The 25436-nt window shown below is 36.6% G+C and carries 29 protein-coding genes and 1 pseudogene; 11 read left to right on the top strand and 19 right to left on the bottom strand.

The genetic code is table 11. From position 1 onward, the window contains the following. The first annotated feature begins 58 nt into the window (after positions 1 to 58). The 3 genes and pseudogenes from pckA to ACFFIX_RS23140 all read left to right on the top strand — a co-directional run bounded on the left by pckA (position 59) and on the right by ACFFIX_RS23140 (position 3491). Positions 59 to 1651 (top strand): phosphoenolpyruvate carboxykinase (ATP), encoded by a 1593-nt coding sequence (gene pckA, locus ACFFIX_RS23150; protein WP_378938270.1) that lies wholly within the window; start codon positions 59 to 61, stop codon positions 1649 to 1651. 209 nt (positions 1652 to 1860) lie between these two features. Beyond that, positions 1861 to 2675, top strand: a pseudogene (locus tag ACFFIX_RS23145) (cation:dicarboxylate symporter family transporter). Positions 2676 to 2699: 24 nt separating this feature from the next. After that, on the top strand, positions 2700 to 3491 hold the full coding sequence (locus ACFFIX_RS23140) for a hypothetical protein (RefSeq protein ID WP_378938268.1): 792 nt from the start codon (positions 2700 to 2702) through the stop codon (positions 3489 to 3491). A 128-nt stretch (positions 3492 to 3619) separates the two neighbouring features. Here the strand turns inward: ACFFIX_RS23140 and ACFFIX_RS23135 are convergent, their stop codons facing one another. Both ACFFIX_RS23135 and ACFFIX_RS23130 read right to left on the bottom strand, forming a co-directional pair. Beyond that, positions 3620 to 3862: a DUF2584 domain-containing protein gene (locus tag ACFFIX_RS23135; RefSeq protein WP_378938266.1), complete on the bottom strand. Its 243-nt coding sequence runs from the start codon at positions 3860 to 3862 to the stop codon at positions 3620 to 3622. 46 nt (positions 3863 to 3908) lie between these two features. Continuing rightward, positions 3909 to 4691 carry an alpha/beta hydrolase family protein gene (locus tag ACFFIX_RS23130; RefSeq protein WP_378938264.1) on the bottom strand — a complete coding sequence of 261 codons (783 nt, stop codon included), beginning with the start codon at positions 4689 to 4691 and terminating at the stop codon, positions 3909 to 3911. A gap of 164 nt (positions 4692 to 4855) precedes the next feature. On the opposite strand from ACFFIX_RS23130, the gene ACFFIX_RS23125 reads away from it, so the two are divergent. The 3 genes from ACFFIX_RS23125 (at position 4856) to ACFFIX_RS23115 (ending at position 7487) form a co-directional block, all read left to right on the top strand. Beyond that, positions 4856 to 5842 carry an ABC transporter substrate-binding protein gene (locus ACFFIX_RS23125; protein ID WP_378938262.1) on the top strand — a complete coding sequence of 329 codons (987 nt, stop codon included), beginning with the start codon at positions 4856 to 4858 and terminating at the stop codon, positions 5840 to 5842. Positions 5843 to 5914: 72 nt separating this feature from the next. Then, entirely contained in the window at positions 5915 to 6697 is a 783-nt protein-coding gene (locus ACFFIX_RS23120) for an ABC transporter ATP-binding protein (protein WP_378938260.1), read from the top strand. Next, positions 6666 to 7487, top strand: a complete 822-nt coding sequence (locus tag ACFFIX_RS23115) for an ABC transporter permease (RefSeq protein WP_378938289.1) — start codon at positions 6666 to 6668, stop codon at positions 7485 to 7487. The genes ACFFIX_RS23120 and ACFFIX_RS23115 overlap by 32 nt, the downstream gene beginning before the upstream one ends. 41 nt (positions 7488 to 7528) lie before the next feature. Here the strand turns inward: ACFFIX_RS23115 and ytkD are convergent, their stop codons facing one another. Both ytkD and ACFFIX_RS23105 read right to left on the bottom strand, forming a co-directional pair. After that, positions 7529 to 7987 (bottom strand): RNA deprotection pyrophosphohydrolase, encoded by a 459-nt coding sequence (gene ytkD / locus ACFFIX_RS23110; RefSeq protein WP_378938258.1) that lies wholly within the window; start codon positions 7985 to 7987, stop codon positions 7529 to 7531. Between the two features lie 163 nt (positions 7988 to 8150). Next, positions 8151 to 8483, bottom strand: a complete 333-nt coding sequence (locus tag ACFFIX_RS23105; RefSeq protein ID WP_378938256.1) for a hydrolase — start codon at positions 8481 to 8483, stop codon at positions 8151 to 8153. Between the two features lie 166 nt (positions 8484 to 8649). Here ACFFIX_RS23105 and ACFFIX_RS23100 point away from each other — a divergent pair, with 166 nt between their 5' ends. Continuing rightward, a complete protein-coding gene (locus ACFFIX_RS23100; RefSeq protein WP_378938254.1) occupies positions 8650 to 8895 on the top strand; it encodes a hypothetical protein in 246 nt (81 codons plus the stop codon). Between the two features lie 258 nt (positions 8896 to 9153). Here the strand turns inward: ACFFIX_RS23100 and ACFFIX_RS23095 are convergent, their stop codons facing one another. Next, the gene (locus tag ACFFIX_RS23095; protein ID WP_378938252.1) at positions 9154 to 9594 is read right to left on the bottom strand and encodes a Dps family protein; all 441 of its coding nucleotides are present in this window, start codon (positions 9592 to 9594) and stop codon (positions 9154 to 9156) included. A gap of 150 nt (positions 9595 to 9744) precedes the next feature. Here ACFFIX_RS23095 and ytzI point away from each other — a divergent pair, with 150 nt between their 5' ends. Further along, positions 9745 to 9933 carry a YtzI protein gene (ytzI, locus tag ACFFIX_RS23090; RefSeq protein ID WP_378938250.1) on the top strand — a complete coding sequence of 63 codons (189 nt, stop codon included), beginning with the start codon at positions 9745 to 9747 and terminating at the stop codon, positions 9931 to 9933. A 20-nt stretch (positions 9934 to 9953) separates the two neighbouring features. On the opposite strand, the gene ACFFIX_RS23085 is transcribed toward ytzI, so the two are convergent. Both ACFFIX_RS23085 and ACFFIX_RS23080 read right to left on the bottom strand, forming a co-directional pair. Further along, positions 9954 to 10913: a TIGR03943 family putative permease subunit gene (locus tag ACFFIX_RS23085; protein WP_378938248.1), complete on the bottom strand. Its 960-nt coding sequence runs from the start codon at positions 10911 to 10913 to the stop codon at positions 9954 to 9956. A 15-nt stretch (positions 10914 to 10928) separates the two neighbouring features. Next, complete coding sequence (locus ACFFIX_RS23080) at positions 10929 to 11933, bottom strand: permease (protein ID WP_378938246.1); 1005 nt, start codon at positions 11931 to 11933, stop codon at positions 10929 to 10931. A gap of 233 nt (positions 11934 to 12166) precedes the next feature. Between ACFFIX_RS23080 and folE2 the strand changes: the two genes are divergently transcribed. Continuing rightward, positions 12167 to 13072: a GTP cyclohydrolase FolE2 gene (gene folE2 / locus ACFFIX_RS23075; RefSeq protein WP_378938243.1), complete on the top strand. Its 906-nt coding sequence runs from the start codon at positions 12167 to 12169 to the stop codon at positions 13070 to 13072. 865 nt (positions 13073 to 13937) lie between these two features. Here the strand turns inward: folE2 and ACFFIX_RS23070 are convergent. The 4 genes from ACFFIX_RS23070 to ACFFIX_RS23055 form a co-directional block, all read right to left on the bottom strand. Further along, positions 13938 to 14078 carry a Panacea domain-containing protein gene (locus tag ACFFIX_RS23070; protein WP_378938242.1) on the bottom strand — a complete coding sequence of 47 codons (141 nt, stop codon included), beginning with the start codon at positions 14076 to 14078 and terminating at the stop codon, positions 13938 to 13940. Positions 14079 to 14164: 86 nt separating this feature from the next. Next, the gene (locus ACFFIX_RS23065; protein WP_378938240.1) at positions 14165 to 14485 is read right to left on the bottom strand and encodes a hypothetical protein; all 321 of its coding nucleotides are present in this window, start codon (positions 14483 to 14485) and stop codon (positions 14165 to 14167) included. Between the two features lie 153 nt (positions 14486 to 14638). Then, positions 14639 to 15037 carry a hypothetical protein gene (locus ACFFIX_RS23060; RefSeq protein WP_378938238.1) on the bottom strand — a complete coding sequence of 133 codons (399 nt, stop codon included), beginning with the start codon at positions 15035 to 15037 and terminating at the stop codon, positions 14639 to 14641. Positions 15038 to 15271: 234 nt separating this feature from the next. Further along, positions 15272 to 16099 (bottom strand): TrmB family transcriptional regulator, encoded by an 828-nt coding sequence (locus tag ACFFIX_RS23055; protein WP_378938236.1) that lies wholly within the window; start codon positions 16097 to 16099, stop codon positions 15272 to 15274. Between the two features lie 141 nt (positions 16100 to 16240). On the opposite strand from ACFFIX_RS23055, the gene ACFFIX_RS23050 reads away from it, so the two are divergent. Beyond that, positions 16241 to 16870: a homoserine/threonine efflux transporter gene (locus ACFFIX_RS23050; RefSeq protein ID WP_378938234.1), complete on the top strand. Its 630-nt coding sequence runs from the start codon at positions 16241 to 16243 to the stop codon at positions 16868 to 16870. 247 nt (positions 16871 to 17117) lie between these two features. Here ACFFIX_RS23050 and ACFFIX_RS23045 read toward each other — a convergent pair whose 3' ends face one another. Genes ACFFIX_RS23045 through nikA form a run of 6 tightly spaced genes read right to left on the bottom strand, consistent with a single transcriptional unit; the run spans position 17118 to position 22315 of the window. Next, positions 17118 to 17411, bottom strand: coding sequence for a DUF4275 family protein (locus ACFFIX_RS23045; RefSeq protein ID WP_378938232.1), 294 nt, complete (start codon positions 17409 to 17411; stop codon positions 17118 to 17120). 32 nt (positions 17412 to 17443) lie between these two features. Continuing rightward, positions 17444 to 18205 carry an ABC transporter ATP-binding protein gene (locus ACFFIX_RS23040; protein ID WP_378938230.1) on the bottom strand — a complete coding sequence of 254 codons (762 nt, stop codon included), beginning with the start codon at positions 18203 to 18205 and terminating at the stop codon, positions 17444 to 17446. Further along, positions 18202 to 19002 (bottom strand): ATP-binding cassette domain-containing protein, encoded by an 801-nt coding sequence (locus ACFFIX_RS23035; RefSeq protein ID WP_378938228.1) that lies wholly within the window; start codon positions 19000 to 19002, stop codon positions 18202 to 18204. Before ACFFIX_RS23035 ends, ACFFIX_RS23040 begins: the two co-directional genes overlap by 4 nt. Continuing rightward, positions 18999 to 19841, bottom strand: coding sequence for a nickel transporter permease (gene nikC, locus ACFFIX_RS23030; protein WP_378938226.1), 843 nt, complete (start codon positions 19839 to 19841; stop codon positions 18999 to 19001). Before nikC ends, ACFFIX_RS23035 begins: the two co-directional genes overlap by 4 nt. Further along, entirely contained in the window at positions 19841 to 20785 is a 945-nt protein-coding gene (gene nikB, locus ACFFIX_RS23025) for a nickel ABC transporter permease (protein WP_378938224.1), read from the bottom strand. Before nikB ends, nikC begins: the two co-directional genes overlap by 1 nt. Further along, positions 20786 to 22315, bottom strand: a complete 1530-nt coding sequence (gene nikA / locus ACFFIX_RS23020) for a nickel ABC transporter substrate-binding protein (protein WP_378938288.1) — start codon at positions 22313 to 22315, stop codon at positions 20786 to 20788. A gap of 699 nt (positions 22316 to 23014) precedes the next feature. On the opposite strand from nikA, the gene ACFFIX_RS23015 reads away from it, so the two are divergent. Beyond that, entirely contained in the window at positions 23015 to 23194 is a 180-nt protein-coding gene (locus ACFFIX_RS23015; protein WP_378938222.1) for a small acid-soluble spore protein H, read from the top strand. A gap of 196 nt (positions 23195 to 23390) precedes the next feature. Here ACFFIX_RS23015 and ACFFIX_RS23010 read toward each other — a convergent pair whose 3' ends face one another. Both ACFFIX_RS23010 and ACFFIX_RS23005 read right to left on the bottom strand, forming a co-directional pair. After that, complete coding sequence (locus ACFFIX_RS23010; protein ID WP_378938220.1) at positions 23391 to 23723, bottom strand: DUF4181 domain-containing protein; 333 nt, start codon at positions 23721 to 23723, stop codon at positions 23391 to 23393. Positions 23724 to 24073: 350 nt separating this feature from the next. Next, positions 24074 to 25087, bottom strand: coding sequence for a S66 family peptidase (locus ACFFIX_RS23005; RefSeq protein WP_378938219.1), 1014 nt, complete (start codon positions 25085 to 25087; stop codon positions 24074 to 24076). Between the last annotated feature and the right edge of the window lie 349 nt (positions 25088 to 25436).

The raw sequence follows: 25436 nt of genomic DNA, 5'->3' as shown, positions 1-25436 counted from the left end.
ATTTATACTACTTAAAAGTGCTTATAGTATTAAATACGATGTAAAGGAAGGTTTTGAGATGAATTCAGTTGACATTTCAAATGAGCTAACTCATTTAATTCAAGGGGAAAATACGAAAAACAACTTATCTGTTTCACAGTTAGTCGAGAAAGTGCTGCAACGCGCAGAAGGCGTATTAACTTCAACTGGTGCAGTTCGAGCAACAACTGGGACGTATACTGGTCGCTCTCCTAAGGATAAATTTATTGTAAAAGAACGCTCTGTCCAGGATAAGATTGATTGGGGTAAAGTGAATCAACCAATTTCCGAAGAGGCTTTTGAGAGACTCTATCTGAAAGTTGTATCCTACTTAAAAAAACGTAATGAATTATTCATCTTTGATGGGTTTGCTGGAGCAGATAAAAAATACCGCTTACCGATCCAAGTTATCAATGAATTTGCATGGCATAATTTATTTGCTCAGCAATTGTTCATTCGCCCTGCTGAGGAAGAATTAGGAACACACGAAAATCCATTTACAATTATTTCAGCACCTCATTTCAAAGCAGATCCAGCGGTTGATGGAACGAATTCTGAAACTTTTATCATTATCTCTTTTGAGAAAAGAACAATTTTAATTGGTGGTACTGAATACGCAGGTGAAATGAAAAAGTCTATTTTCTCAGTGATGAACTATTTACTACCTGAAAATGATATTTTATCCATGCATTGTTCTGCAAACGTTGGTTTTGAAGGTGATGTTGCTTTGTTTTTCGGATTGTCAGGGACTGGTAAGACAACGCTTTCAGCTGATCCAAAACGTAAATTGATTGGTGATGATGAGCATGGCTGGTCAAATTCAGGCGTATTTAATATTGAAGGCGGTTGTTATGCAAAATGTATTAACCTTTCTGAAGAGAAGGAGCCACAGATTTTTGATGCAATTCGCTTTGGTGCAGTTCTAGAAAATGTTGTGATTGACGACGACACGCGAGTTGCGGACTATGATGACTCGTTCTTCACAGAAAATACACGTGCTGCTTATTCATTAGAAGCGATTGATAATATTGTGATGCCTAGTATTGCCGGTCACCCAACAACAATCGTCTTTTTAACGGCTGATGCCTTTGGTGTATTACCTCCTATTAGTAAATTAACAAAAGAACAAGCAATGTACCACTTCTTAAGTGGGTTTACGAGTAAGTTGGCAGGTACTGAGCGTGGGATCACATCACCACAAGCTACCTTCTCAACGTGCTTTGGTTCACCATTTTTACCACTTCATGCAACTCGTTATGCTGAAATGCTTGGTCAAAAAATTGATGAGCATGACGTTCAAGTTTTCTTAGTAAACACAGGCTGGACTGGCGGCGAGTACGGTGTGGGCGAACGCATGAAGTTATCTTACACAAGAGCAATGGTGCAAGCTGCTGTTGAAGGTGACCTTGATTCAGTTGAAACAAACCGTGATGAATACTTTGGAGTTTCAATTCCATTGCATGTTCCAGGTGTACCAGACGAAGTGCTACAACCGATCAGAACTTGGTCTTCTGAAGACGCATACCGACATAAAGCAAGTGAGTTAGCAGGCAAGTTTAAAGAAAACTTTAAAAAGTTTTCACATGTTCGTGAAGAAATTGAACGGTTAGGTGGACCTGTACATTCTGAATAATAGACTGTTCTTGTAAACTTTGTTGTTCATAACACATACATTCAAATAATTTAGCTAATTCTAGAAAGCCACTATTCCTTATTCCAGGTGGTGGCTCTAGGATTAGCTTTTTTAAGTTATTGTGAAAAAGTAAATTTTTATTTAAATCCTTCTCCTTTTGTGTTATTTTCATACTACTAAAAAAGACATATGTATTTTTCAGGAGGACAATCAAAAGACTATTAAAGTTAGGTTTGCTACCACGTATCATACTCGCCATTCTCTTAGGGATTCTAATAGGCAGTTTTTCCCCACAATGGCTTATTAAGATATTTGCAACGTTCAATGGTCTCTTCGGAAATTCCTTTTCTTCTTTTAGAAATTCCACCAATTATGGATGTAATAAGCGCTCTTTTATTTGCCTTTGTTTTAGGCATCGGAATTGCATCGATTCAAAATGACACTCTTAAAAAGGCGACTGAGGACTTTCGGGATATTATTGAGAAACTAATCACAAAGAACATTATCCCTCTCTTACCCCTTCATATTTTCGGGGTTTTTGCGAATATGACGTTTGCTGGACAAGTTCAAGCTGTTTTATCTGTATTTATGAAAGTCTTTATCTTAATTCTTGTCTTGCACATTTCAATCCTACTTATTCAATACTGTGTGAGTTCATTTGTCTGGAAGTACAAGTACGATTGTGGCTTGTGCAATGGGTGTGATGTTGCTAAGCGGCCAAACCCCCTCATTTCAAAGGCTATTGCCATTTATATTAATGCTTGGAATTACAATGATTGCAGCACCTGGAGTTCCTGGTGGAGCAGTAATGGCTTCATTAGGTCTACTTGAATCAATGTTAGGATTTAATGCTACAATGGTATCATTAATGATTGCTCTGTATCTTGACCAAGATAGCTTCGGAACTGCTACTAATGTTACTGGTGATGGTGCGTTGACAATTATTTTAAACAAAATAGGTTTTCAGACTACGAAGGATCACGACAAACAATTTCAGTATAATGCTACTGAGAATTTTATCTAACTGGACTTGAAAGGAAGTGGAAACATGGCAATCATATTTCCCCACATCGAAGATTCCAACACAACAAACTATCTCCCTCCAAAAGGAGAATTCGAACAATTTCAGGATGAAGACCATTACGGAGAAAAAGTGAAGGAATGGGGATTGGGATCAGCTAAAGGTTCAAAAAAAGAGTTCTGGTACAAAGAGAAAACACAGCAGCGTCTTGTGACCATTAAAGGATACGAAACATTTGGTGATACATCTGAATACAACACCTTGGTCGTTGAATTTCAAGACGGTAATCTAACATGCATCCATCCCGCCTACTTGAAGGAAATGCAATCTTCAAATTTCGGAAAAGAAATCAAAGCTCAAGATGAGGGAAGTTCACCCGAAACCCTTGTGGCTGAAACTAATCAAAAGGCTGAAGCACCAGAGACGATCTCTGCTACTCCTCTTAAACCGAAAGCGTTAAAGGCTAAAAAAGAAAAACCAGCTAAACTTGTATTACCTGAAGAAAAGGTACACTTCACAGGAAGAGTAAAACAGTTTGCCCTAAGCTGGAATCATTTCAATGAGGAAAATGATGAGGTAGTTGTGTTAGAAAACGTTGTAATTGCTCTAGAAGAACCGGTTGAAGTAGGACATGCTTGGTGCTCACACAGCAAAACAATGAAGAAATTCGAGCTTAACCCGGGTGAAACCCTCGAGTTTGACGGTAAGATCGTCAAAAAGAGTCTGCCAAAAGGTAAGGATGTCGAGGATGAAGCTTTCATCTTGGAAGGTCCTGTTCCATACAAAATTAATAATCCTTCGAAGATTGTGAAGAAGTAAAATTAGGCTCTATAAAAAAACCTACTTTACATCATTGATTTATGTGAAGCTAATAAAATGAAAAAAACACATGGCTTTTTCACGATGAAAATCGCCATGTGTTTTTTATTTACTTTAAAAGTTAAACCCTAGTTCGTCGAATTCAACGTAACCAACTGATAAGTTAAAATAGTTTCTTGGTTAGAGAGCTCAACTTTTTTTATCAGTGCTGTTCCTGCAATTTCGCCTTCTTTTGTTTTTCGTACCTCGAGTGGAATATCAATAGGATAAATTCGATAGCCGTCTTTGATTAGTTGAAAGGTATTCTCTTCTACTCTTGTTTCTCTTCCCTTTGTGACGATCATTGTGTTTAATTCTAAAGGCATGCCCATTATATAACCTCTCCTCCTGCGATATGTATTATCGTATCATAAAACGTTATTGATTTTTCATCCATTGGCAGAGTCTATGTAGTGTTTGACGATTATCTTTTGGTGGGAAATAATGAGTGAATTGTTCAAAGTACCAACTTTCAACTTTCTTGTCCAATTCTTTTAATCGCTTTTCGAGCCTGTATGCATGATCAACGGAGACATTTTTGTCTTTAACACCGTGTATAATAAGAACAGGAGCATGTAGTGATTCCAATTGATACAAGGGAGTTCTCCATTTATACCTCTCAGGAAATTTAGTTGGGGTACCACCTATGACTCTTTTCATCATTCTTCTTAAATCTTTCCGCTCTACATATGTTAAAAACATATCAGAAACCCCGCCCCAAGTAACAATGGAACAGATTTCTTTATCCAAGATACCTGCTAATAACGCCATAACACCTCCTCTTGAAAAACCGAATAGATGGATGCGACCGTGATGAACCTTGTTGTGATTTTTTAAAACATTGAATGCAGATGTAGCATCGTATCGGTCATCTCCTGCAAAATCTTCATTGCCCTGTCCACCTTGGTTACCGCGATAAAACGGGGCCATCACAACGAAGCCTTCTGAGGCAAATTGAACAATTCTTCCGACCCTAACCTTGCCAACATTTTTAATTCCACCTCTTAAATAGAGCAATGCTTCATATTTTCTTTCTTGCACTGGTTCCGCTAATAACCCTTTCACTTTTAAACCTTTTGACATATACGTAATAATCGATAGTTTTATTGCTGGATTTGGTGAGGGGAACTTCATCTTTTCCAATATTGTTCCGTTTCTCATACCAATCACTACTTTCTATAAAATGATTACTTTTATATTCTCTTTAAAAAGTAGGCATTCACACATTTTTTCGATCTTCATAATTTATCTTAACTGATCCCAATTCCTAATGTTTATATTGTATCTATTTTTTTGGTGCCATGCACCCAGGAGGTTTTTTAAGGATGAAAAAGTTGTTGTTAGCTTTCTTCGTGTTAGTTTTTATTATTCCACTAGTTGCATGTAATCAAAACGCGGTTCAAAAAATTCGCGTTGCAGAGGTCACACGTTCAATTTTTTATGCACCACTTTATGTTGCGATTGAAGAAGGATTTTTTAAGGACGAAGGGTTAGACATCGAGCTCACAACGACTTGGGGTGGAGATAAAACAATGACAGCCATTTTGAGCGATGGAGCAGATGTTGCACTCGTTGGCTCCGAAACATCAATCTATGTGTATGCACAAGGTTCTAGTGATCCAGTCACTAATTTTGCTCAACTCACCCAAACTGATGGAACGTTTCTCGTCAGTCGTGACAAAGTGGAAAACTTCACATGGGATCAACTAGAAGGGAGCACATTCCTCGGTCAACGTAAGGGCGGAATGCCACAAATGGTTGGTGAGTTTGTAATGAAAAAGCATAATATCGATCCTAGTAGTGATCTAACTCTTATTCAAAACGTGGATTACGCAAATATTCCAAGTGCCTTTGCCTCAGGTACTGGAGATTATGTTCAATTATTTGAACCAACTGCTAGTATTTTTGAGCAAGAAGGAAAAGGTCATATTGTTGCATCCTTTGGCACCGAGTCAGGAAAAGTTCCTTACACAACATTTATGAGTAAAGAAAGTTACATTCAAGAAAATGAAGAAAACGTCAAGAAGTTTACTGCAGCGATTTATAAGGCTCAAAAGTGGGTGGATGAACACAGTGCAAAAGAGGTTGCCGCTAGTATTGCTCCTCATTTTGAAGATACAGAACCATCGTTAATTGAAACGGTTGTAGAACGTTACAGTGAACAGGGTTCATTTGCAACTGATCCAATTTTAGACACAGAAGAATGGGAAAACCTCCAGAATATTATGAATGAAGCAGGCGAGCTTCCAAAACGTGTCGATCATGAAACACTTGTAAACACAATCTTTGCAGAAGAAGTTGTAGGAAACTAACTGCTCGGTCCTAGGAGGGGAGATGATCTTTAAACGTCACTCCTCTCTAAATTTCAGTAAGGAGGAAGGAAGATGTCTTTCCTAACAGTTGAACATATTCATCATATTTACTTCACAAAGGACACAGCTACACTAGCTCTAGATGATATTGATCTTACAATCGAGAAAGGGGAGTTCATCTCGTTTCTTGGTCCAAGTGGCTGTGGAAAAACAACTCTTTTATCGATAATCGCTGGTCTTATTCAACCAACAGAAGGCAAGGTCAAATTGGCGAATCAAACGATATCAAAACCGAATCCTTTAGTTGGTTACATGCTACAACAAGATTACCTATTTCCTTGGAAAACCATTGAAGATAATGTCACGATTGGTTTGAAAATTATTGGGCAGCTTACTGCTGATAAAAAAGAGCGCACCTTAAATCTTCTGAAAGAAATGGGTCTAAGTTCTGTTGAGAAACAATTCCCACACCAACTTTCAGGTGGTATGAGACAAAGAGCAGCTTTAGTTAGAACACTATCTACAAATCCAGAAATGCTTCTTTTAGATGAACCTTTTTCGGCTCTTGATTATCAAACAAAGCTTAAACTTGAAGACTTGGTTTTTCAAACATTAAAAGATTATCAGAAAACAGCTCTTTTGGTCACCCATGATATCGGTGAAGCAATTGCAATGAGCGACAAAATATTTGTTTTCTCAGCAAAGCCTGGCAAAGTTGCAAGAACTTATATTGTTCCTGGGCAACTACGTGAATTAACACCTTTTCATGCGAGACAGCACCCTCAGTTTACGGACCTATTTCAACAAATATGGAAGGAGTTAGATCAACTTGAAACCAAAACAGAAATCAATTGATCTTCTTCACCAAAACTATGTGACAGGTTTACAACGTGAAAAAAGATGGGTTCATTTTTACCAGATTTTAATCTTTATTTCTTTTTTTTCAATCTGGGAGATTGCCGGCAGAAGGGAATGGGTAGATCCATTGTTATTTAGCTACCCCTCAAAGGTTTGGGCTTTGTTTCTAAGTAAGCTGAACGATGGCTCCCTTCTAACTCATGTAAGTGTAACGCTATTTGAAACAGTTCTTGGATTTATCCTCGGGACCTTTCTTGGAGCTTTGTTAGCAGCTATATTATGGTGGTCTCCTCGAATATCAAAGGTGCTTGATCCATACCTTGTTGTGTTAAATGCAATGCCTAAAGTAGCACTCGGTCCAATTCTCATTGTGGCACTTGGCCCAGGTTTTATTTCAATAATAGCAATGGGTGCGATAATTTCGGTCATTATTACAACCATTGTCATTTACACCTCATTTAAAGAAGTGGATCAGAATTATATAAAGGTGCTTCAAACTTTTGGAGCAACAAAGTCGTCTGTTTTTAAGGAAGCTGTACTACCAGCATCCTTTCCTACGATCATTTCTACTTTAAAAGTTAATGTTGGGCTTTCTTGGGTTGGAGTTATCGTCGGAGAGTTTCTCGTATCTGCGAAAGGCCTTGGCTATATGATCATTTATGGATTTCAAGTATTTAATTTCACACTCGTCCTTTTGAGCCTTCTCATCATCGCCTTTTTTGCGACAATCATGTACCAAGGTGTCGAACTTCTCGAAAAAAAATTAGTGAAAAATACAAAAGAATAAAAGCTTCTTCCAAGAAATCTGGTGGAAGGAGCCTTTTGTTTCTAATTGATTCTCTGCATGGTTTTTTGCAATACTTCATCTTTCATAATAAAGCTAAACCGCTTATCCCGCAGAATACCTTGTGGTATAGTTTCCATTACTACTGGCCCGTTCGTTTCATAATAGCATTCTTGATCGATTAATTCGCTTACAATCGCGAAGTATATATTTTTTACAATCGTCTTTTCCTTACCTAGGACTCGATATTGCCCAATATACGTGAGCTTTTCAACGATTCCACCTGTTTCTTCTTTCACTTCTCTAAGCGCTGCTTCGTCAGCACTCTCATTTTTTTCAACCTTGCCTCCAGGAAATTCATACCCTCGATCTGAGTGTTGAGTTAATAGCCACTTATCTTTGTATCGACAAATAACCCAGACATGCTTTGGCAAACTTGAGAATGGATGATCGTCAAATGATAATTGAACTTCATTGTGATAGTAATCTTTAAACCGATACATATATCTGATCCCTCTATCTCCATAACGATTATATCTACAAATCTTATCACAATGAAACTTGCTTGTAACGTAAGATTACACTTACTCAAAGTTGTTGACGCAAATTATCAGAAAACTAACTCTACATAGCTCGTCCATTCTTTCATTTTCAAAGTTTTTGAATTTATTCTTGGTGCTCAATTTTACCAATGATTCCTTGTGATTGAATATGCTCCTTTGCGTCTCCATCACCCAACCTGTAAATCATTTCATAAATGAGCTGGTTGGTATCATCGATCGCATCATTTTCCCGATCATAATGATACTCCAAATATGGCACATGAGCTCTAAAAAAGCCTTGCCAGTCAGAAGAAAAAACCTGGTCAAAATACTCTCTGAGCGTCGTGATTTCATCATCTGAAGCTTCTATTTTGTAATCCCAAGTTGCTGCGGTACTTGATTGTGAAATATGGCCGTTTGCTACTGCAATATAATACGTTTTTTTTCCAGTCTCCATCTTGTCAACTCCCTTGATCGTCTATTGTTTATCTTTTTCCCTATGACCGAGTATTTATTCTGGGACAGCTCTGATAATTGCTAATCAATCAAAAAGATAAAATAAGCCATACTAACAATTATCGACAAGTAAAAAATCATACAAAGCGAAAAAGGAGGCTACATTCATGGAGATATTTAATAAATCAATTCCTCAACAATTAATGGCTCAATTCAGAGCAGATGATGAAGATCTTGATGCTTATGCAAATCATTTGATTAATCAAACGGAAAAAAAGCAGGTACTAAATTGGATTGACTCTCTAAATAATGCTGATTTTAGCGCTTTGCTTACACCGTTTGTGGCAGGGCATTTGCGAGAGAAAATTGGCGATGAGGAGAGTTTTGTGGAGGGGAAAGATAAGGGTGAATAACATGTCGTGTGCGGTAGAGATAGAGGCATGCTTCATCAAAGTTTTTAAAAAGGAGCTAATTGATTCAGCTCCTTAATTTTCAAGCTTTAAAATCGATTTATTTTTTCCTACGAAGTGGATGATGTGCAGTCGGTAAATCACATAACATGTACACTTCAATCAAAAGCATAGGCTATGTTTACCATTCTTAGATACAAATGCTAGATAATCCGAACAACCCCACAGGTCGATTCCTGTGGGGTGAAAATTTTCCGATCATTATTTCCCTAAAAATGACTTTAGCATCCAGTTATGTTTTTCTAAACTTTGGTGGATGGCTAACAACATGTCACCAGTTGTTTCGTCGCCTACTTCGGCTGCTAATTCCATTCCTTCTTTTAATTCTTCAGCTACAGATGTGAAGTCCTCAAGTAAACTTTGTACCATTTCCTCAGCTGACTCTTTACCTTCAGCCTCTTTGACCGATGATAATTCTAAGCATTCTTTCATTGTTGCTACTGGTGCTCCTTCAATTGCGAGAAGTCTCTCGGCTAATTCATCAATATGTACCGCAGCTTCAGTATATAATTCCTCAAACTTTACATGCAATGTAAAGAAACTCTGTCCTTTAACATACCAGTGATAATTATGTAATTTCACATACATAACTGTCCAGTTTGCAACTTGTTTATTAACAGTACTCACTAATTTTTCAGACATTGTTACTAACTCCTCCTTCATTTATCTTACTTACTATTTACCCAATGTTAGTTTACTCAAAACTTCCAATTTTACTTGTGTTTTTTTATCTGCACTTAGAAGTTCCATGTTAGAATAGGCTTACAAAGTATTACCCGAGGAGGATTTCAGGTGCTTACCATTTTAATTATCTGCTTAATCATTGTTGCTATTGTTCTTATCCTTAGCGTACTAACGACTTCAAAGGCATATCAATATAAACATACTGTGGATAAAATTGGCGACCCAGTCCAGCAAACTGATACTGAAAATACAGACTATAAAAGTGAAAAAAATTTTAAAAAAGACGTTGGATTATAAATTCCAACGTCTTTTTTCCTTTAATAATTCTCGTACACATATGGCGACTTAGGTTGTTCAATCTTTTCGATGGATTGAATTTGCACGTTCGGCAACACCCAATCTTGATAGTTCGTTTTGGTTAGTTCACCTGAAATTCTTATCCATTGATCATCACCGTATTGCTTTGCATCAGGCAGTGTTGCGAGCGTTCCATATACTGATGCGTCGGCGACACAGCATGATAGGCCAAAACGGGCAACAACAAATTGGTTTTCGTCGAAATCAGGCTCTCTATAGATAAATCCGATGAACTCAATGCTTTTTCCAACAAATTTTTCTGGACTTTTATCAATAATATTTGTCATGGCAATGTAATTTTCTTCAGTTAACACGATTTTGTCCATTGCTAACATTTCTTCCTCTAGCTCTTTATAATACCCCTCTGGTGGTGCTTCAATTTCGAATCCCTCTGGATGTTCAAGCGGAACATCTGGACTAGAGCTTGGTGGTTCAGCGTTTTCCTCAACACGTTCCTCTAGCTGCTTCATATATTCGTCAGGATCACTTAAGTAAAGCTCTGCTAAATCCTCACTATTTGCTGATTCTTGCACCTCGTTACTTGGTGCTAGTCCTGATTTAAATCCTCGTTTGGCGACAATTGAACTATCTAGAACCACTTCTGGGAACATAAAACCTGTAATTACTGGGAACACGAAAAACGAGTAAATCACGAGCGACTGAATTGGCGAGCTTTTTTCTGAATGATCAAAGCCACAATTACAATACAGCTCCTCCTCATTTTTTGAACCGCTCCTCCAGATTTGGACAACACCAAGTAACAAAAAGACAACGACTGCAAAATAAATAAACGGCATCATGCGTGGTGCTATAAAGTTTAAGATGTCTCCAGTAATAATCAACTTGAACATTAGCATTGTAAAACCAATTAATATAATTCCTCTTATATAGAGGTGAAACCGGTAGTCGTTATTTCCCATAGGTATGAACACCCCTTACAAAAGAATTTGCTGATAAAGTATGACCGCTACATAAACCGCAACTGTAACGACAAGCATAAAAATCAATACGAATTTCGCTCTAAAAAAGGCAAAAAGCATAAACGCGTTTTTCAAATCAAGCATTGGACCATAAACTAAAAAGGCAATGATCGATGCAGCCGAGAATGTGCTACCAAACGATGCTGCCACAAACGCATCCGCTTCAGAGCATAATGACAAGATAAACGCAAAAGCCATCATGATTGCAGGAGAACTGAACTCATTGCTACCTAGACCTATTAATACTGAGCGATCAAGGAATGTCTGAAACAGACTGGCAATGAATGCACCAATTAGTAAGTATTTTCCCATTTCAAAAAATTCATCACTTGCATGAAACAGCGTAGACTTTATTTTTCCAACGTCTTTTAGCCCTTCCTCTGCTTTCACTCTACCAACTAACTCTTCTTTTGACCACTTCAATTGATCCCGATTTTTAAAGATCATGTACATAATGAACCCAATGACGATGGACAAGACGAACGCTAGTCCCATTCGAGCGTAGACAATTTCTGTTGAAGATTGAAAAGCATAATAGGTTGAAGCAAAAACAACTGGATTTAAAATAGGCGCTCCTACTAAGAAGACGACCCCAACATGTAGTGGCATCCCTTTTTTTATCAATCGTCTAACAATTGGTACAATCGCACACTCACAGATCGGAAAAATTGCACCTAATAGTGCAGCTGGTAATAGAGCAACAATTGCATTTTTGGGTAAAAAACGTTGAATCGCTTCTTCTGATACAAACGTTTGAATTAAAGCTGAGACAAAAACGCCTAGTAAGATAAATGGTATCGCTTCAAGGACGATACTTAGAAAAATCGTATTAAGATTTAAAAAGCTTTTCGGCACTTCCACTGAATCCCCAATATCTATAAAAAGAAAAAGATAAAAAAACAAGCCCAGAAGCGCAACAGCAATCAATTCCTTGAATAATGGTATGGCTGGTTTGTTCATCTCGTAAACTCCAATCCTATTTTTTTTACAATAAATTAAACAGTCGTCCTCTAATAATATCTTCTAGTATTATATCATACGAACCTTGTCCATGAATTATGCAAATTATATGTCTAGAACGTCAAGTCGAATGTCATACCTAGCATATTTAAAAGCTTTAATTATTGAAGTTATCTATAAAATTAAAGTATACTCACAATATCGGAAAGTTTGAGAGGAGAACAAGGAATACGATGAACAGAGAGATTAAAATACCATCAAAAAAAGAGCGCCATCAATTATTTGGCTCTGTTGTGCCTGGGTTAAAAACAAAGCCTACTGAAAAACTCAAAATGGCGGACTTACAAAATAGCAAAAAGGATTTTTTATTTTCAATAGATGCAGTTGGAATTAGCAATGTAAAACACCCTGTAATTCTTTTATCAGATTTGAGTCCTAATGAACAAACGACAATTGCTAATTTCAAAATGACAAGTACGATTTCATATGATTCAAAGGGAACCAATATGAGCCGCTTCACTGAACAGCTAGAGGCCTACAGACAAAATGGTGGCTTCGTGCTTAGCTTAAACAATTTATTTGACTTTACAAAAGAACTAGCAGAACGCTTAAAGCAAAATGATGCAAGCATTGAGGTTACCTTTCCATGGTTTTATGAGCGCAAAGGACCTAGCTCAGCATTAGTCGGTTTAAATCATTCTGAAGCAACGCTAGCCGTGACCTACGAAGAAGGCCAAGGATTTACAACTTCAGCGAAACTAACGACTGCGATTACGACTCTATGTCCATGCTCAAAAGAGATCAGTGAATACAGCGCCCATAATCAACGCGGCTATGTTTCAATGGAAGTTGAATTCACACCTGACTATCACGAACAGATTGATTGGAAAGCAGCACTTTTACACGCAGCAGAAACAAACGCAAGCGCAATGATTCACCCAGTCTTAAAACGTCCCGATGAAAAAATGGTCACCGAATCGGCGTATGAAAACCCGCGTTTTGTAGAAGACATGGTGCGCTTAGTTGCAGCCGATTTGTATGAATTAGATTTTATCCAAGCTTTCACGGTTCAGTGTCGCAACGAAGAGTCCATTCATCTGCATGATGCAATTGCGAGTTTGAGTTATCGGAAGAACTAAGGAGCATGCCATAAATGGCATGCTTTTGTTTTTTTGTTATAGCATAATTTTTCAGCTTTATTGCTTTTTCCATCGGATATCTCCTTTTGAAATTCCTCTTTGCTATTATTTGAAAAGTTAAATATTAGCTTTAATATCCTACTAAAAATCACCATATCTTAATCCCTTTCTATTCACAACAACAATCAATACTTACATAGAAATGATAATAACAAGGAGTCTACTTTTACAATTTTCTAAACTAATTACAGAAAACGCTTGTCGTAAGGGTGACAAATCTTTTTCCTTTTTCATTCTTGATACTTTATTAGCCCCACTCAACAATCGGGTGCTTATATACAGTGCCGACGACAAAAGGTTTATAGGATACGTCTTTAATCTTTGTGTACATATAGCCTCTGTTGGTATAATTTCTTGAAAGGCTGAAGAAGTTGCTTCATCAGGCAGCCAAGTCTATCATACCCACCACTCCACTTAAATTCCTAAGTTTGTATACGTTGAATACGGTGAAAAATCATACTATATATAATGGCCTGTTTGTTGAATAAGTATCTGCAGGAAAGAAGATACTTTTTTTGATGTGTTTCTTCTATTATTAATTGCTACTTTGAAATTCTCTTTCGTATTCTTTAACCAACCTATAAAAAGTCGCCATTTTAACGTCTAATTCTTCCATGGATTTAATAGCTGTCATCTCTCTTGACTTCCAAAGTTTATATACTACTGAAGCAACAGGGGTTTCAGCTGCTACATTATATCTATCTCTATATCCTATAAAACATCGTCTAGGTTACACGAAATTAAATTTAAGTGAGCTTGCAATAGAATGTAAGTCAGCTGGATATGAGTTATAAACCTCATATAGCTATGCTACAATGCTTTGATCTTCTTTTACAGCATTGTAGACATCTACAACATATGGTCCATAATGATCAAAGTACCATTCTATATTTGTGAGTTGTTTGCCATTTTTTAAAGCACTATACCAATCTGCTAAATACACCATTTTCGTTAGTCTTGTTTTAGAAAGCTCATCGTTGCGTGGATATTCCAGAAAAGCCCCCTATTGTGGAGTAATCGAGTCTTAACCACTTACTTTAAATCGATAAATTTCTTTCGATACAAACTAAATTGTGTACTGTATTTTTTAAGCTTTTTTTTATCAGTTTGTGAATTCAGAAAAGGTTTTCGTTTCCCTATCACCATAATGTCTTTTCCATCTATAGTATCATCTAGCACTACATATGGCTGAAAATAATCAGATTTAGTATCTGGTAATGAAACAGATAACCTGGCATACTCCTCTGTAGAAAACTGATTTGATATTGTTAATTCTAATAAGCACTTTAAATGTGTTAGTGCTTCTAAGGATTCATCCTTTACACGTATATTAAGTAAGCTTAAAGATGTCAAATTAGTCAGCGATCTAATAGGATTAAGTGTATTAATGGTTAATGAGTTCCATATCGAATCTTTGATACTCAACTACATAATTATGTATACCACAGGGTAAATAGGTATTAATTTTTAAAGCATGTCCATTTGTCAGAACTTTATGTTCATTTACTAACTTACCTTGTTACTTTCATTATTAGAATTAGATTCATAAAACCTAATCCAACGTAAAGGCTCAGTGGAAGTTAAATAAACAAATTCTGAATTTAATTCTCCCAGGTTATATTCTTCGCTTACTGTAAATTTTTGGTTTTCATTTTCATATGATAACTCAATAGTTTCATTTAAAGTTACTTCCATTTTCTTTATTAATATAATTCTTCCAATTATGTAAGCCAGAAATAGTATTAATGAAATGAGAGATGAACTAAAGCCTATTATTTCTATAAAATCTAAATCACTCATTTTCAACAATAACATTCTCAAAAATGTTTCCAGTCCAACTATTCCCATTAAATATCCTAAGATAAAAGTCACTAAGATAAAAACTCCATTATATACAAATCTCATTTATTCACCCCAATAATTTTTTAGAAAAAACAAACCCCTTATAAATAAGTATAACGACTATTGCTAGATAAATGCTTCACCTTGTCTCTTCCTCGACTATCGGCCCTACACATAAAGAAAAACGCTTTCCTTATTACTGAAAAGCGCCCTTTAATTGAATAAGAAAAGCATTATTTGCTATGAAGTAATGCTTTTCTTATTATGTTGTATAAAACAGACAAGAATAGTACAAATCTATTTTACATAATGTTTTTTAAAATCTGGGTGGATAGAAAATTTGCGACGTAAATTGATGAGGTTTTCCCCAAAACTTTCCTCTAAAAGTTCTCTATGTTTCTCCATAATTTCCATGAGATACAAATCATGAATCATGACTTCTGTAATTGGCATTACTAAACCTACATGCCTTGTCCATGCTGCACGGCTATCTTTACCCAACGAGACAATACCTGCTACTACTTCTGAATCATCTGCACTAAGAACAAGCCATCGTCCACCATACTCTTCTGTAATTTCATGACCCATATAATGAAGGTAAACATTAGCAAAATCAGAGGCGATTTCCCCATAAGCAATAATTATTACGTTGACCCCTCTTTTTGTTGCCTGTCTTAGTTCATACTCCAATTCTTCGAATTCCTCTGTCCATACTTCTAAGAGAATTCTTTTTTTTGCAGATAATATACAATCTTTTACCTTATCGAGTATTTCATTGCGTCCCATGATATTCCAGATATTTTCACGGTCATTTGCAGAACGTTCGAACTCCGCTAATGATTTTTCTGCCAGTTCAAAATTCTCTTCTGCTTCCCTTCGGCGGTTTTTAATTAGCTCCTTTGCCGGAACAGGAGTATACTGTGGCGTGTTTCCAGGACTAACCAGAATATCTCCTCGTATGGCGAGACTATCTAGTACTTCATATATTCTTGAACGTGGTACACCAGAATTTTTCGCTACTGCATATCCAGTTAATGGAGATTCCTCCAATAAGGTAAGATACGCTTTTGCTTCATATTCAGTAAAATTTAGATTCTTTAATGTTTCTAAAATGGTTTCTTTCATAAACCCTCCAACATAATATTAGTCGCTACCTTAGTAACTAATATTTTATCAAAATCTGTTGATTATTTCCAAATGATTCTGATATAATCGTGTAAGTAGTTACTTTGGTAGTCACTATTAGAAAAGGAAGGAAGAAACAACATGGATAGCTTACTAACATACATTTCAATTGCTGCAATGATGGTTGTTATACCAGGAGCAGATACTATGCTCCTGGTGAAAAACACGCTCAGCTATGGTCCAAAAGCTGGACGTTATACGGTTCTCGGAATGGCAACGGGACTTTCTTTTTGGACGCTTATTGCTATTCTTGGATTATCCGTTGTCATTGCAAAGTCTGTTATTCTTTTTAGTACAATCAAATATTTGGGAGCTGCTTACTTAATTTATTTGGGTATAAAAAGTTTTTTTGCTAAAAGTGTGTTTTCTTTAGAGGAAATTCAAGCACAAGCGAATGCACCTATCAATTCTTCAAGTCGGCATAATAAAGAGTCCTTTATGCAAGCATTACTTAGTAATGTTCTTAATCCAAAGACTGTTTTGGTTTATATAACTGTCATGCCTCAATTTATCAATTTGAACGGAAATGTAAATCAGCAATTGATTGTGTTAGCATCAATCCTTACTTTACTCGCTGTGTTGTGGTTTCTAACCCTTGTTTATGTAATTGATTATGCAAAAAAATGGTTGAATAACTCCAAATTCCAGAAAGTATTCCAAAAATCAACTGGCTTAATTTTAGTAGGTATTGGCGTTAAAACAGGAATTTAAATTTCATTTATTAACACTCCTAATTCAACTTTCTCCGTTCAGACAACTGAACGGTTTTTCTTTTTTGTCCTCATTTGCTTCAAACGTGCAACTAACATCATTGTTCAATTAACTGGCCCGATACAAAAAGAGACGCACTCCTCAAGAAATGCGCCCTTTATTGGAGAAATTACTAGCTGTAATATTGTATCAAAACTATCAATGGCAGTATTTGTAAATATTTTCGAAGTTGGCTACTTTTTTCAATTCATACATTCTTAATAAAGTACGGTCCACATTCGCTTTCGTGTGTCATGATAAATGTCCATTTAGAATCCCAATCCATTATATAAATATCGCTATGATACATGTGATAATCGACATATGATAGTTCTTCGATTGTAAGTGTTTTAGCATTTTCAAGAAAATAAGCTTCATCTATAAATTGATAAAAGGTTGTACATTTATGTTTCGTTTGATTTTTAAAGGCTTCTATCGCTTCTTCTTTTTCAAGACATTTAACCTTCTTCCAACTACATAAGTGCCACAAAAAATCATCCATGTTATTGGGGTTGTTATTCACTGTCGATCTATCTAAAAAATTGAGATAAGCTCTTTTGTATAAGGATGGCGTTCCTCCTCAAATAATTGATTATGGTGGAATTGATCGACAAGCTTCCCTTCTTTCATCACCATGATCCGTTGGCTCATTTGTTTGACAGCAGCAAGATCATGTGAAATAAACAAGTATGAAAGATTTAAAGTTTTGCGAAGCTCTGTCAATAAAGTAAGCACTGCCCCTTGCGAGATAACGTCAAGGCTTGCTGTCGGCTCATCTAGAACAATGAGCTCTGGTTCAATGCTAATAGCACGAGCAATCGTTACACGTTGCCGCTGTCCACCACTTAATTCATGAGGATATTGATTTGCCAAACTCGACGGTAGCTTAACGGCTTCTAGTAACTGCTTTACAAAGGCGTTCTTTGAGGTATAAGAAAAGTGGTCAAGATTAAGTTCATTCCTATACTGTGCGTATGGGTCAATCAGTGAATCCTTTATTTTAAGTTTTGGATTTAAAGCTGCTAAAGGATTTTGAAACACGATTTGAATCTTTTTACGGTAAGGGTGTAGCTGACGCTCATTAAGTTGTTCAATTGCGTGATTCTTAAAGTAGATCGAGCCGCTGTCAATAGCTTCAATCCGCAGCAAGCAACGAGCCAGTGTGCTTTTACCACAGCCACTTTCACCGACAAGGCCTAGACATTCACCCTTGTTCAGTTCAAATGAGAAGTTATCTACCGCTGTTTTTTTTGCTTGATATGATTTTGTCAGTTGTTTAACAGTAAGCAGATTCATCTGTTTTCTACCTCCTGTAAACCCGATGGAAGGCCGTGTCCTAGTGTAGGTGCAGCTTGTATCAACTGCTTTGTATATTCATGCTGGGGATGGTCAAGTATACGATGTTTCCCACCTGATTCCACAATTTTCCCTTCCTTCATAACAGCTAAACGGGTTGCATAACGTCTAACATGACGCCAATCATGGGTAATAAATAAAATCGAACAACCTGTTTCTTTTTGCCGTTTTGCAAGCAATTCTAAAATCTTGTGCCCTGAGACACTGTCTAGTGCCGTGGTTACTTCATCTGCAATTAATAAATCTGGCGACAGCAAAAGTGCCAATGCAATCGAAACTCGCTGAAGTTGTCCTCCACTTAACTGAAACGGATATCGATTGTACAAAGTTTCGTCTAACCCAACTGATTCAAGTGCATCCATTGCCTTTATCTTCCGAGTTTTTGCGGCGAGAATTCCGTGGGCTTTCTGATATTCTTCAAAATGCTGACCAATGGTTCTAAACGGTGTAAAGGAGCCCTGATAATCTTGAAAAATATAGGACAATTTTTGACCACGAATTGTTCTTACTTGTTTTGGTGATAATGCTAGCAAATCTTGCCCTCTAAAAAAAACATTTCCCTCTACCTGCAAATTAGGAGGAAGCATTTGTCCAATTGCCTGGGAGAGCAAGCTTTTGCCGCTACCGCTTTGCCCAACTAGTGCATACCACTCTCCTTCACGAATGGAAAGTGATACGTTATCAACAATTTTCTTTTCTCTGCTGCTAATCGATACTTGCTCAATTGATAGAATCATTTCTTCACCTCTTTTTTCACATCAAAATGATCACGTAAATAATCACCCAACATATTCGTTAACAGCACAACAACTACAATAGCTAAGCCAGGATATATCATTAATTCAGGGCTTGACTGAAAATGAGGACGTGAGTCATTTAGCATTGCTCCCCATTCAGGGATAGGTGGCTGTGCACCAAGTCCAATGTATGACCATGCAGAAATGAGCAATATAATTTTTCCTAGATCAAGACTTGCCAGTACGAGAACATGCCCCGCAATATGAGGAAATAAATGCTTACGCATGATTTTACTTGAAGATAATCCATTGATACGGGCAATCAGTACATAATCTTTTTGAGATTCTGATAAAATAGTGCTGCGAACAAGACGGGCATAACTAACCCATTTGACCATCACAATAGCAAGCACAAGGTTGCCTATGCCCGGTCCAAGTAAACCACTCAGGACAATTGCAACAATAGTATCTGGGAAAGCTAAAAATCCATCGGCAATTCGCATAAATATCCGATCAACCAACCCACGTTTATATCCTGAAATAAGACCAAAGGGTATTCCAATGATGAGAGAAACGATCAGCGCCAGCAAGCTATACCCGATTGTCTGCTGACCTCCAAGTAGGAGCCTAGTCAGTACGTCCCGACCGAGATGATCTGTCCCAAGTGGATGATGAAGACTCATTCCCTTGAGGCGTTCACCGAGATTTGTAAATGTTGGGTCATGTCGTAAATATAAAAAAGCATATATGGAGACTGCAAGAATAAGAACTATGAATATTAGCGCAATCATAGCTTGCCAACTCTTCACCTTTGGCAGACGCATAGAGAAATCTTTCATCAGTTGCTCTCCCTTTCTTTTAGTTTCATTTCAGGATTTAAATATCGATAAGATAGATCAACACATGTATTTACAATAAAAACAATGAAAGCCATGATTAAAATATATCCTTGTATTAAGGGATAATCACGTTGACGTATCGCATCAACTACAAGTTTTCCTATCCCTGGATATGCAAATAGAACTTCAATCACCACAACACCGCCAATCAAGCTTCCTAAACTGACTCCAAATACAGTAATAACAGGAGGAAGACTGTGTCGAAATGCATGCACTAGAAAGATTCGTTGTTCTGACAAGCCACGAGCTCTCGCTGCACGGATAAATTCTTGACTAAGCGAATCAAGCAGGCTGGAGCGAAGCAAACGGACATATACACTAGAAATCGCTAGCCCAAGTGTGATCGATGGTAAAATCAATGAAACAAATCCATCTCTCCCCATTGTTGGAAACCAATTGAATCGTACACCAAATAAATCAATAAAAATAAGACCAAGCCAAAAGCTTGGTATGGCTGCACCAATAATCGATAGGATTCTGCTTATCTGGTCAATCCAGCTATTTCGGTAAAGGGCAGATAAGGACCCTAGTGGAATTGAAACCGCCAGCATAACAATCATCGCACCGACTGCTAATTCAGTTGTGGCAGGAAGCCCGGTTAGGAGCATGTCCATCACAGTTTGCCCTGTGACATAGGATTGGCCGAAATCAAGTTGAATAAAATTAAGAAGCCAAAGCCCGTATTGGACGAGTAACGGCTTGTTGAATCCCATATCTTCTCTTAGTGCTTCCACCTGTTCCTGACTAACTGATAGTTCATCAACATTCAAAATAGTCAAGACAGGATCTCCAGGTGCGAGCCGAATAAACAAAAAACTTACAAATGTAATAAACAACGTAAAAAACAAAACTTCAAGAAATTTCCGCACAAGAATTTGAAGCATTTACTTCACATCCAATTGATTTGTAATCATGTAATATTCACTACGCGTCGTCAGCCAATTTATAACTTTTTTCTCATTATAAGCAACGATTGTGGAAGGATGTAAGACAAATGAATTGATCACATGTTCATTTACATAATCAGCTGCCTGCTCTGCAAGTACAGCGCGCTCTTCTTGACTGACAGTTTGATTGAGCTTGTCTATAATGGCAGTCAGTTCTGGCTCACTAGCTCCACTAAAGTTTAGGGCTCCAGTTGGGTGGTAAGTTGCATTTAAATAATACCCTGCATCCCCGCGCGGTGCCGTCAAATTACTATAGGTAGCTAAATCCCAATCACGGTTGGATGCCATATATTCCTCAGGTGTATCTATTTGCATAATTTTAACATCGATGCCGATTTGTTTAGCATCTGATTGAAAAACCTGAGCAATCAATGGCAAGTCTGCCCTTGCTGAATAGGTTAACAGTGTGAACTCAAGCGGTTCCCCATCCTTTTGCATTTTTCCGTCTTGGAGCGTATAGCCCGCTTCCTCTAAATACTTAACAGCTATATCCTCACCCATTGGATGCTCTTCATAACTTGGAGCAAATGGCAGTGATGGCAAAAATGGTCCTGTAGCAGCTTCAGCATGCCCAAGCAGTATCCTTTCAACAATTTGCTGGCGGTCAATCAACGCATCTACAGCACGACGTACATTAACATCCCGTAAACTTTTGCGCTCCATGTTCATTGTTAATTGATGTACACGGAAAGTAGCAGTAGACTCAACTTTAATGTCGTCGTTCTCTTGTAAAATTTCTAGGCTTTCTACCTCTGGACGATAGACAATATCGACCTGACCAGACTTTAATGCAAGTGTACGGGCATTTGCATCCTCATTAAAAGAAAATGTCACTGAATCAAGATTTGAAGCCCCATCCCAATAATCAGCATAGCGTTCGAGCTCAAGCTTGCTCCCAGGAGTGAATGACTTCAGTAAAAAAGGTCCTGTACCAATTGGTTTATTAACAATATCCTCTTCTGTAACGTCAATGATCGATACATTTGGGTTAACTAGTTCTGAAACAAACTCTGGAAAAGGTTCAGTTGTTGAAATACGCAGTAAATTGCCATCTGCTTCAATTTTATCGATTTTTAATGCATTTTGTATAGCAACACTTTCTTTAAGTGCTCGTTCAAGAGAGATTTTTACTGCTTCGGCATCCATTTGCTTCCCATTTTGGAATGTAACATCTTCACGAAGTTTAATCGTCCAATGTTGTCCATCCTCTCCTTCCCAGCTTTCTGCTAACCATGGTTCAACGGTTAAATTTTCCTCATCTATCCGAACTAATGTTTCTGTTATTCCTGCTCTTAATGGAACATAACTTGAATCCACATGAGGATCAAGAGAATTAGTAGAAAAATTATACAGAAAATGAATGTGCTTATCTTCTCCTTCTTCTCTACTTGTCGATGAGTTCGTACATGCACTTAACAAGCTAACACATATCAATAAGATACCTATCTTAAAGAAGTGATTTTTTATGTATTCATGAAAACTTTTGTAATTCAAGTTTCTGACCCTATTAGTATTAGTTGTTATCAAAGTTACTCCCCCTAAATTGAAATTGTTACGATTTATATATTATCGGAGTGATTCCTATTTGACAAGGGGAAATATTTTCAGAGATTATCTCATCAATTAGATTACTTGATTCACTACCTCTATAATTATTTAATCTAATCTGTACAACTGTACAAAGCAAAGCATTTTTCCTAAAAGAATTATCATTAATAGACTTTTAGCTAGAAAAACAAGAATGCAATAGCCATGTTATAACATAACCAGTCTAAAGTAAAAAGTGGAATAAGAATTAAGCACATACTTCTAAGGACATACATTCATCCTAGACTTCGCAGGTGGAGATAATGCTCATGTAGTGTTTGTTTCCACAATTTCGTGTTAAACAATCTGGCCCTATACATAAAGAAAGAGCGCAATTCTTTTTAAAGAAACGCGCCCGATTGCGGAATATTGAAAAATGCGAAAGAGATGCAAAAATGGCTCCTCAGTTATTTTACTAAAGCACCCTTCGTGAAATAAAGAAGTCTTATTTAGGTCTATCGTTTAATAGTCATGGGGAAAATAACTCGAAATTGGAAGCAGTTTAAAATTACAACAAGTATATCTAAGTAATTTGGAACAAATATTATAACTATTGAAAATCAAAAGGAGGTGGCTACAATGAACGCACAACGAGCACAAGAAATTGCTTCTTCGCCAATTATGGCTAATGTAACCTATAATGGAGAAAGTATTTACATTGAGCACGTGGATGAACAAAATGGAACAGCTACAATCCATTCCCTTGATGAACCAAATAATAAACAAAGTGTTTCTGTAACAAGCTTAAATCAACAGTAATTTATCAAGTATTTCCCCATAATAAACCTCCACCTTCGGGTGGTGGTATCATGTTTTATTAAATTCAGTTGAAATCTTCTTTTACTATTCATCCCCTCTTCTTAACAATAAAATCAAAATCTCCTTCTTACAAAGCCTTTTCAAAAGAACGCCCTCTTATTTAAGAAAGGCGCCCGATTGCGGAATATTGAAAAGCTTAATAAGAACCAAGTAATTTAAATTCTATAACGATTATTATTGCAATTAAAATTAAAAACATTTCAGTTAAAGTTAAAATAGATTGTTTCGGATATTGTGTATATTTCCACTCAAAAAATGCTCTTACCATATAATCCAATACCATAAAAACGATTAATGCAATTAAAACCAGGTAAATTAAATCTTCATAATAAAACAACAGCACACAAGATAGAAGTATTAGAGTAATGGCAGAAAAAATCCTCAAACACTTATCAATTTTTCGATGTAACTCGTTTATGTGATTATAGGAAAAAAACTCTTTTTTTACTTTCTCAATAATAACAAACACTTCAATAGATGTTTGTCTCGATTTACAATGTATTCATAATCTGCTTCAGTTGCAAACTCAATTTTCATAAATAATCTCCTCTAGCCTATTAACATTTGTTGTTTATTCTTTTCCAATTGAGGTATAGCACCATAACCAGGCTCCAAAACTGAATAGCACTCCAATAATAATAATAAAACCTGCTGTCTCCATAAAAACCCCCTTAGTTTTTTATATTTAACATATAATTCCGTTTATAGGTATACTTTCCTTCTTAAATCCGCACTTTTAGGCGAAATAAAAAGCGATGCCTTATTTAAACATCGCGCCCGATTGTTGAATAACGTTTTTTACATTGAAGCAATATATCTTTATTTAAAATATTGTAAAATTGTCCCTTTACCACTATCTGTTTCTACTTCGGCATATGCCCCATTTAATAGTGTGATTTGTGGCGGAACATGGCCGCAATCAATGTCATAAATAATAGGTATTTGTAGATCCTCAGAAAGCTCTTTATATACATCCTCAACTGTATAATTTCTAACAGGAGTGTTAGCTGGACTTCTACCAAACATAATACCTGAACAATTTTCAAACCAACCAGCTAATTTCATTTGTACGAGAGACTTACGCAAATCAGTAGTTGATAACTCACAATTTTCGAGAAACCATATTACAGATTCACCTTTAATATAATTTTCTTTAAATCTCTGAACTTCCCCAAATGTAGTGCCGATTAAATGTCTAATACTGTCAATACATCCACCAAGTAAACGCCCCTGTACCTTAACTCTGTTATTTGATGTTGATTTCCAATCGGTTTGTTCTGTCAAATTAAAAACACATGGAGTAGGTTTATCAAACTTCCATTCCTTTTGATATTTTTCAGATGAATGTTGGAGTATTGATTCACCCTTTTTTGTTGATAAAACCGACTGCCACATCGCTGTCGTATCATCAGAGTATTCCCCTCTTAAATCTACTAAATTAGTTCCATGAGCAGTAGCAATACCTGTTTTTAATGTGATAGCTAACAATAATAGGCTAATATCTGAGTAACCTAATACCCACTTGTTCCTTATATTTTCAAAATCAATATATTCAAGCGTTTCAATAAGAAGTTCTCCACCCCAAGGTGGAATGATGATATGAATATTTTCATCATTCATCATTTTATTAAACTCTTCTGCACGCTTTTTAGCAGGTGCAGACTTTGCCTTGTCCTGAGTCCAAGCAGTATCACCACAGGTGACGTTAAACCCTTTAGCTTCCATACGACTACATGCAGTTTTCAATAATTCATGAAGTTCAGTCGGTACACCAGATGAAGGTGCTGTAACCCCTATGGTTATCCCTTGTTGTAAAATCGGATATTTTATCATGTGCAACCCCCTATGCTATTGCATTATTTTAACAATAAAGAGTTAGTTGGAAAATACCTATTTATTAAACTGTTCTGCTAGTTGGTTCATTTTTAACATGAGCAATATTTCATCTTCGGTATACTCCCTAAAATCCTGCTGATGTTTAACAATCTGCCCGATTGCTGATGTAGCTTTAAAATAAAGTTTGATCAAAAGTCTTACTAGAACCCGTAATTTATGGCAAACAAAAGAATCCATTTTGAAAAATAGTTTGATCAAAATGGAATTCTCTTTTGAAGATTTGAAATAAGTTTTTATAAAAAAGTTTGATCATTTTCTACAAATTTTGGACAACAAAGCACCCTTT

It is taken from the genome of Metabacillus herbersteinensis, from assembly GCF_042433335.1.
Classification (GTDB): domain Bacteria; phylum Bacillota; class Bacilli; order Bacillales; family Bacillaceae; genus Metabacillus; species Metabacillus herbersteinensis.
The sequence above is the reverse complement of the archived record's forward strand: the minus strand, read 5'-3'. Positions and strand labels throughout refer to the sequence as shown.

Excerpts from the sequence above, each read along its gene's own strand:
- pckA (WP_378938270.1), top strand. The coding sequence starts at position 59 with ATGAATTCAGTTGACATTTCAAATGAGCTAACTCATTTAATTCAAGGG.
- ACFFIX_RS23140 (WP_378938268.1), top strand. The coding sequence starts at position 2,700 with ATGGCAATCATATTTCCCCACATCGAAGATTCCAACACAACAAACTAT.
- ACFFIX_RS23135 (WP_378938266.1), bottom strand. The coding sequence starts at position 3,862 with ATGGGCATGCCTTTAGAATTAAACACAATGATCGTCACAAAGGGAAGA.
- ACFFIX_RS23130 (WP_378938264.1), bottom strand. The coding sequence starts at position 4,691 with ATGAGAAACGGAACAATATTGGAAAAGATGAAGTTCCCCTCACCAAAT.
- ACFFIX_RS23125 (WP_378938262.1), top strand. The coding sequence starts at position 4,856 with ATGAAAAAGTTGTTGTTAGCTTTCTTCGTGTTAGTTTTTATTATTCCA.
- ACFFIX_RS23120 (WP_378938260.1), top strand. The coding sequence starts at position 5,915 with ATGTCTTTCCTAACAGTTGAACATATTCATCATATTTACTTCACAAAG.
- ytkD (WP_378938258.1), bottom strand. The coding sequence starts at position 7,987 with ATGTATCGGTTTAAAGATTACTATCACAATGAAGTTCAATTATCATTT.
- ACFFIX_RS23105 (WP_378938256.1), bottom strand. The coding sequence starts at position 8,483 with ATGGAGACTGGAAAAAAAACGTATTATATTGCAGTAGCAAACGGCCAT.
- ACFFIX_RS23100 (WP_378938254.1), top strand. The coding sequence starts at position 8,650 with ATGGAGATATTTAATAAATCAATTCCTCAACAATTAATGGCTCAATTC.
- ACFFIX_RS23095 (WP_378938252.1), bottom strand. The coding sequence starts at position 9,594 with ATGTCTGAAAAATTAGTGAGTACTGTTAATAAACAAGTTGCAAACTGG.
- ACFFIX_RS23085 (WP_378938248.1), bottom strand. The coding sequence starts at position 10,913 with ATGGGAAATAACGACTACCGGTTTCACCTCTATATAAGAGGAATTATA.
- ACFFIX_RS23080 (WP_378938246.1), bottom strand. The coding sequence starts at position 11,933 with ATGAACAAACCAGCCATACCATTATTCAAGGAATTGATTGCTGTTGCG.
- folE2 (WP_378938243.1), top strand. The coding sequence starts at position 12,167 with ATGAACAGAGAGATTAAAATACCATCAAAAAAAGAGCGCCATCAATTA.
- ACFFIX_RS23070 (WP_378938242.1), bottom strand. The coding sequence starts at position 14,078 with ATGGTGTATTTAGCAGATTGGTATAGTGCTTTAAAAAATGGCAAACAA.
- ACFFIX_RS23060 (WP_378938238.1), bottom strand. The coding sequence starts at position 15,037 with ATGAGATTTGTATATAATGGAGTTTTTATCTTAGTGACTTTTATCTTA.
- ACFFIX_RS23055 (WP_378938236.1), bottom strand. The coding sequence starts at position 16,099 with ATGAAAGAAACCATTTTAGAAACATTAAAGAATCTAAATTTTACTGAA.
- ACFFIX_RS23050 (WP_378938234.1), top strand. The coding sequence starts at position 16,241 with ATGGATAGCTTACTAACATACATTTCAATTGCTGCAATGATGGTTGTT.
- ACFFIX_RS23045 (WP_378938232.1), bottom strand. The coding sequence starts at position 17,411 with ATGGATGATTTTTTGTGGCACTTATGTAGTTGGAAGAAGGTTAAATGT.
- ACFFIX_RS23040 (WP_378938230.1), bottom strand. The coding sequence starts at position 18,205 with ATGAATCTGCTTACTGTTAAACAACTGACAAAATCATATCAAGCAAAA.
- ACFFIX_RS23035 (WP_378938228.1), bottom strand. The coding sequence starts at position 19,002 with ATGATTCTATCAATTGAGCAAGTATCGATTAGCAGCAGAGAAAAGAAA.
- nikC (WP_378938226.1), bottom strand. The coding sequence starts at position 19,841 with ATGAAAGATTTCTCTATGCGTCTGCCAAAGGTGAAGAGTTGGCAAGCT.
- nikB (WP_378938224.1), bottom strand. The coding sequence starts at position 20,785 with ATGCTTCAAATTCTTGTGCGGAAATTTCTTGAAGTTTTGTTTTTTACG.
- ACFFIX_RS23015 (WP_378938222.1), top strand. The coding sequence starts at position 23,015 with ATGAACGCACAACGAGCACAAGAAATTGCTTCTTCGCCAATTATGGCT.
- ACFFIX_RS23005 (WP_378938219.1), bottom strand. The coding sequence starts at position 25,087 with ATGATAAAATATCCGATTTTACAACAAGGGATAACCATAGGGGTTACA.